The 5,725-nt window shown below is 68.2% G+C and carries 5 protein-coding genes; 3 read left to right on the top strand and 2 right to left on the bottom strand.

Annotated elements, in window-relative coordinates; all coding sequences use genetic code 11:
- Positions 1–64 precede the first annotated feature (64 nt).
- Entirely contained in the window at positions 65–565 is a 501-nt protein-coding gene (locus tag AB0J46_RS51820; protein ID WP_364344899.1) for a transposase, read from the bottom strand.
- Between the two features lie 21 nt (positions 566–586).
- On the opposite strand from AB0J46_RS51820, the gene AB0J46_RS51825 reads away from it, so the two are divergent.
- The 3 genes from AB0J46_RS51825 to AB0J46_RS51835 all read left to right on the top strand — a co-directional run bounded on the left by AB0J46_RS51825 (position 587) and on the right by AB0J46_RS51835 (position 3,780).
- Positions 587–2,674, top strand: coding sequence for a protein kinase (locus tag AB0J46_RS51825; RefSeq protein WP_364344902.1), 2,088 nt, complete (start codon positions 587–589; stop codon positions 2,672–2,674).
- A 582-nt stretch (positions 2,675–3,256) separates the two neighbouring features.
- A complete protein-coding gene (locus tag AB0J46_RS51830) occupies positions 3,257–3,433 on the top strand; it encodes a hypothetical protein (RefSeq protein ID WP_364344905.1) in 177 nt (58 codons plus the stop codon).
- Complete coding sequence (locus tag AB0J46_RS51835) at positions 3,433–3,780, top strand: metalloregulator ArsR/SmtB family transcription factor (protein ID WP_364344908.1); 348 nt, start codon at positions 3,433–3,435, stop codon at positions 3,778–3,780. The genes AB0J46_RS51830 and AB0J46_RS51835 overlap by 1 nt, the downstream gene beginning before the upstream one ends.
- 945 nt (positions 3,781–4,725) lie before the next feature.
- Here the strand turns inward: AB0J46_RS51835 and AB0J46_RS51840 are convergent.
- Positions 4,726–5,646, bottom strand: a complete 921-nt coding sequence (locus tag AB0J46_RS51840; RefSeq protein ID WP_364344911.1) for an NmrA/HSCARG family protein — start codon at positions 5,644–5,646, stop codon at positions 4,726–4,728.
- Positions 5,647–5,725: the final 79 nt, after the last annotated feature.

The following is a 5,725-nucleotide window of genomic DNA, read 5'->3' on the forward strand; positions in this document are numbered from 1 at the left end:
TTAAACGCCAAATGTTCGGCCGCGCGAAACTCGACCTGCTACGCAAACGCATCCTGCGTCCCGCCTAGATCACGCAATCTGCGACAGAGCCCGCAACTTCACATGGATGGCATCGATGAAGATCACCGGGTAGACGGGGTCGAGCGGCCGGTTCCGCCACTCGGCCGCACGATCTTCGGCTGAACCTGCCTTCCCGGTCCCGCGGCACGCTGATCTCGACCGGCCCGAGGTCGGTGATGACCGTTTTGGAGGGGGCGCCGTTGCGGCTGTTGGTCGCCTCATCGCCGGAGCGTTGCTGCTTGTCGTAGCCGAGATGGTCGGTGATCTCACCCTCAAGCGCCGACTCCAGCACGAGTTCGGCCAGCCGGCCCAGCAGTCCGTTCTCGCCGACCAGCTCCACGCCCTCCGCACGAGCCCGGTCGACCAGCCGGGCCACCAGCTCCCGATCCGACTCCTGGGCTGTGCTGTCCTTGTTCGTACAGATCATGATGGAAGCCCGGTGCGCAGGTGCTGACGCTACATCGACGAGATCGTCGGCTTGATTACGGTGGTGGGGTGTGATCATGTACGGCGGTGTTGCCGAACGATGGGCTGGAAAGTCTCAAAGGGGGATGTGTCTATGCCAGATCTCGCGCCGTTACGGCCCGATGATCCCGAGCGGGTACGGGAGTACCGGCTTGTCGGGCGGCTCGGCGAAGGCGGCCAGGGGACGGTGTTCCTCGGCATGTCGCCTTCCGGCAGCCGCGTCGCCGTCAAGCTGCTCCGCGCGGACCTCGCGCAGGATGAGGAGGCACTGGAGCGTTTCGTCCGCGAGGTCAGCACCACTCGGCGGGTCTCCGCGTTCTGCACCGCAGCGGTGATCGACACCGGCATCGACCAGCACCGGCCGTACATCGTCAGCGAGTACGTCGACGGCCCGACATTGAGCGCCGTCGTGGCGGCCGAGGGACCTCGCTCGGGTGCGGCTCTGCATCGCCTGGCGATCGGCACGGTGACCGCGCTGATCGCGATCCACCAGGCGGGAATCGTGCATCGCGACTTCAAGCCGTCCAACGTACTGCTGGCCTCCGACGGGCCCCGGGTGATCGACTTCGGCATCGCCCGCGCTCTCGACGGGACCTCCACGTTGACCGCGACGGCGATCGGCACCCCCTCCTACATGGCCCCCGAGCAATACGGGGGGACGAGCCCCGCGTCGCCGGCCGACATGTTCGCCTGGGGCTGCACGATGGTCTTCGCGGCCACCGGGAAGTCGCCGTTCGGGGCCGACAGCCTGCCCGCGATCTTCAACCGGATCATGCACCTGGAGCCCGATCTGCGGGCGATTACCGATGGAGGGCTGCGAGAGCTGGTCGGGCAGTGTCTGTCCAAGGATCCCGCCCTGCGGCCCACCGCGCGGGAGGCACTGCTCCGGCTGCTCGGCCACGCCGAGGCCGCCGAGACCCCAGAGGGGGCGAAGGAGGCGGAGGGCACACCTCAGAGCATTCTCTCCAAGGGGTCGGCCGCGGCCCGGCAGCCGGACGCCGACGTTCAGCCCCCTTCCCGGCAGACCGGGGCCGACGGTGCACAACTCCCCCATCCGGCCCCGGCTCCGCCGGAGGGTCGCCGTCGCGGGGTCCAGATCGCGATCGGAGCCGGGCTCGCGGTCACCCTCGTCACAGCCGCCGGAATGGCCCTGGCATCCAGCGGCGCCAGGCAAAACCCGACCACCCAGCCGTCCACCTCCCCATCGGGCGCCACCGCGTCCACGCCCCCCGCCCTGCCCCCCGCAACCAGAACGATCAAGCTCCCCGACAGCCCCATCACCCTCTACGAGAGCGACGACGACCCGATCAAGCTGACCTCCTACGACACGGCACAGAGCGACAACATCTACGTCCGCAAACCGGGCACCGCGGACTTCGTCGAGAATGCCGCGTACTTCGAGTACGCGATGAACGCTTCCGGCACGCGGGCGCTGGCCACGGACCGCACCTACGACGACCGGTACACCGTCGTCTCCGTCGTCGGCGGGAGTCCAGGCTCGGCGGAAAGGATCAAGGTCGTCAAGGCGCCGGTCTACTCGTTCGAACCCCAATGGTCTCCTGACGGCACGCGCGGCCTGACAACCCTGTACGAGGTGGCGAAGGGCGCCGAGAAGAACGACAAGGTTACGTTCAAGAGGTACGGCTACGCGGTCATCGACGTCGAGCGGAAGAAGGCCGACGTGGTCCGGATGAAGGGACAGGACGAGACCCTCGGGGGCTACTTCTGGAGAAGGGACGGCCAGGCGATCGGCACCTGGGTGGTGAACGACGACTCGCAGTACATCCGCTTCTACGACCTCCAGGGCGCCGTGGTGCAGACCTTGCCCGACGTCGGCCTGCCGCTCCGTTCGGAGGGCGAGAGCATCTCCCCGTCGGGCACGCTGCTCACGACGTACTGCTGGGGGACCGCCGAAGTCTGCGTCTGGTCGACCGGCGCCGACGCGAAGGCGCACATCAAGACTCGCTTCGAAGGCGGCCGATTCATCGGCTGGTGGGACGAGCAGCATGTCGCCGGCTGGCGACGCGCGAGCAACGGCTACGAGGCGGTGGTTCTCGACTTCCAGGGGCAGGTGAAGCGCGTTCTCGCAGTCGTCGCCGACGCCAAGGACTTCGACAAGCTCCACATCCGCTTCTCAAGAGTGACGTGAGCCACCTGCGCCTCCGTCCATCCGCAGGTGGCCGCCGCCGCCGAGAAGACCGCAGCCCTGCTGTTCGGCAAGGAAGAGCATGGCGAGACCCGAAGAGTCGTCTCGTCGAGGAGTCACAGTCGAACCAAGCACCGGCCCCACATTCGCCGCTTGCTCGCGGCGAGGCGGGCCGCTGCTCGTGCGGCGGCCCGGTACCTGGCTTCCAGAGTGTCGATGACCCAGGCGTGCCGGGCGCGAACGGCGTCAGCGGCAGGCTGATCGAAGATGGTGCGCACCAGGGTGGCCACCCACGGCCGGCGCTCTTGGGCACGGTGGTGAGCAGGTTGCGCAGGTAGTGGGTGCGGCAGCGCTGTCAGGCCGCGCAGGAAGGCCGGCCGGCCGGCGCCGTCTTCGGCCGAGGTGACCTCCAGGCCGGCACCTTGCGCTGACCGTTGACGATGTGATGCGGGTCACTCGCCACTCGGCTCAGTGCGGTATCGTAATTGCGAAGATGCGTAATTGCCTATCTGGTAATGACGTTCACAAGGTTGCGTTGCGTGAGCAGATGATGGGGTGTGAGTGAGCACGATGTTTGCTGCTGCGGTGCGAGAACGGGTCGACCGGGCGTGGCCGGCGTTGCACGCCGCCCTCGACGATGACGATGCTCACGCGCTCCTGGTGGCCGAAGCCGAATGGGAGGATGCCTGGCGGCTGGCCCAGTCGTACGGGATCGCCGTCGAGCAAGGCCGGCACGGCCCGCAAGGAGAGGCGGGGGCGTGATGTCGGTACCGCTGTACGAGGCGAAGGCCGAGATGTTCCGGCTGCTGGGCCACCCGGTGCGGATCCGGGTGCTGGAGCTGTTGCAGGACGGGCCGAAACCGGTGCGCGAGCTGCTGGCCGAGATCGAGGTGGAGCCGACCGGGCTGTCCCAGCATCTGGCGGTGCTGCGCCGTTCGGGCCTGGTCACCGCGCAGCGCGAGGGGACGACCGTGGTCTACGCGTTGGCCGGCGGCCGGGTGGCCGGTCTGTTGCGCGCCGCCCGCGAGCTGCTGGCCGAGCAGCTTTCCAGTCAGCACAAGCTGCTCAGCGAGCTGCTGGAGGACACGGCCGGGAGCGGCGCCTTGTGATCCTCCCGGCTCCGGCGGGCCGGGCCCGCCCGCACACGTCGCTGCCCGCCCGCCTTGACTGGGCCGGCTCCGGCAACCACCCGCACCGGAACCTGCCGACCGGATCGCGGCGGCCACCGCCCCGGCCCCGCCCCGGGTGATTTTCCGCCGAACGCCCGAGTGTCGGCTGGTGGAACCGTGGACGCGGCTGGGGTCGGGCGTCCTCTGTACCCCGGGGGCAACGGTGTCTGCACGGTTCGGGTTCGGTCCCCGGACGGAACGGGCACCCTTGGGCTTTCCTCTGGGCTCCGCACCCCACGGCTACCCGCAACGCACGCAAGAGCAGGGACAGGTCTCAGACACTGAATGTCGCGACCGAGGCTGGCCCCAGCCCCAAAGCAGGTGTTCGGGACTGGCACGAGTCGTTGGCGAGTAACGAACACCATGGACGAATCACCACATGACCAAGGCTGCTGACGCTACGCCGCGACCATGCTGTTGATGATCGCCGGCGACAAGGCCCAGCAGCTCTGCGGCCGGATTGGCCTAGACACCTGACGGCACGTCCAGGCGGGCCCGCGCCCGCCATCCCAGTAATTCCCCCACGAACACATCACCCGGGCCGCCGAACTCTCACTTGAACCGCGGCGAGGGTGACGTTGGCTTAGTCCGCGAGTTTCAGCGCCAGATGTTCGGGGGCCGAGCAGCGCCCGGATCAGGTGCGGGTGGATGCTCACGAGTTCCGGCACCACTCGTACGGCGAGGTCTCTTGATCGTGGTCATGCGCGGCGAGCTTGGCATCGTGGTAACGCGGAATCGACGATGTTGCCGGCTAATGCACGCCGAGAGCCGCCCGTTGCAACGGTTGACGACTGGCTCGCATTGATCTCGAGACGACTGGATCGAAAAGGACGGCCGGACGCCAGGATGCAGGCTGACCAGTCACTTGCTCCTCCATCGGACGGGTCAGCCTTCGAGGAGTGTGGCGATGGCTTCGGCGCCGCCTTGGTCCAGCCAGCTCGGGAAGTCCAGCAGGTCCGGGTGGCGGTGGCGCAGGGCGGGGATGTCGGCGCGCCATAGTCCGCGTTGGGCGGTGAAGGCCCGAGTGGCGTCCTTGCTCAGGTTCAGCTCCTCGCCGTCGACCTGCTGGTAGGTGATCTGGCGCCCGAGATGCCGGCTGATCAGGCGCACGGTGGCCTCGGGGGTCAGTTCGTCGCCTGCCAGCTCCAGGGCCTGGCCGAGATAGGCAGTGGGGTCGGCGAAGGCGAGGGCGGCAAAGGCGCCGATATCGCTCACGGCGACGAGTTGCACGGGCACATCGGGGGCGAACAGGTGGCGCAGGACTCCGTCGGCGGAGATGCCGCCCAGCGCAAGCCCGGGGATGGCATGGTTCTCCATGAAGCGCACCGGTCGCAGGATGGTGGCCGGCAGTCCGAGAGCGGCGATGTGCTGCTCGATGGCCCATTTGCTCTCCCAGTAGGAGATGCCGGTGCCTCGCTCGGCACCGCCGACGGAGGCGAAGACCAGGTGGGCGACGCCGGCCGCAGCCGCACTATCCGCCAGGTGACGGCCACGCCGAATCTCGCGTTCGCTGTCCGGGTCGTCAGGGGTGACGGCGAAGACGCCGTAGGCGTCGGCCATGGCCGCCTTGAGACTGCCGGGATCGTCCAGGTCACCCATCAGCAGCTCGGCGCCCGCTGCGGCCAGTTCGCGGGCGGCCGTGGCGCCGGGATCCCGGACCAGAACGCGGACCGGCCAGCCGTCGGCCAGCAGGCGTGCGGCGGTGGCTCCGCCCTGTCGGCCTGTGGCGCCGGTGACCAGGACAGGCTTGCCGGCCCTGCTCGCGGCAGTGGTGGAGGTGAGCGAATGCTCCACGGGTGTGGTCATGTGAGGGGCCTCCGGAAACGGTAAAGTTGAGACTGTCCCGAGAAAAATATCGAGACAGTCTCAACTTTGCAAGCGAGGG

The sequence above is a fragment of the Nonomuraea sp. NPDC049758 genome, from assembly GCF_040674635.1.
Lineage (GTDB): Bacteria > Actinomycetota > Actinomycetes > Streptosporangiales > Streptosporangiaceae > Nonomuraea.

Bases quoted from the DNA above. Each gene is read 5' to 3' on its own strand.
- AB0J46_RS51820 (WP_364344899.1), bottom strand. From the start codon at position 565: ATGATCACACCCCACCACCGTAATCAAGCCGACGATCTCGTCGATGTA.
- AB0J46_RS51825 (WP_364344902.1), top strand. From the start codon at position 587: ATGGGCTGGAAAGTCTCAAAGGGGGATGTGTCTATGCCAGATCTCGCG.
- AB0J46_RS51835 (WP_364344908.1), top strand. From the start codon at position 3,433: ATGTCGGTACCGCTGTACGAGGCGAAGGCCGAGATGTTCCGGCTGCTG.
- AB0J46_RS51840 (WP_364344911.1), bottom strand. From the start codon at position 5,646: ATGACCACACCCGTGGAGCATTCGCTCACCTCCACCACTGCCGCGAGC.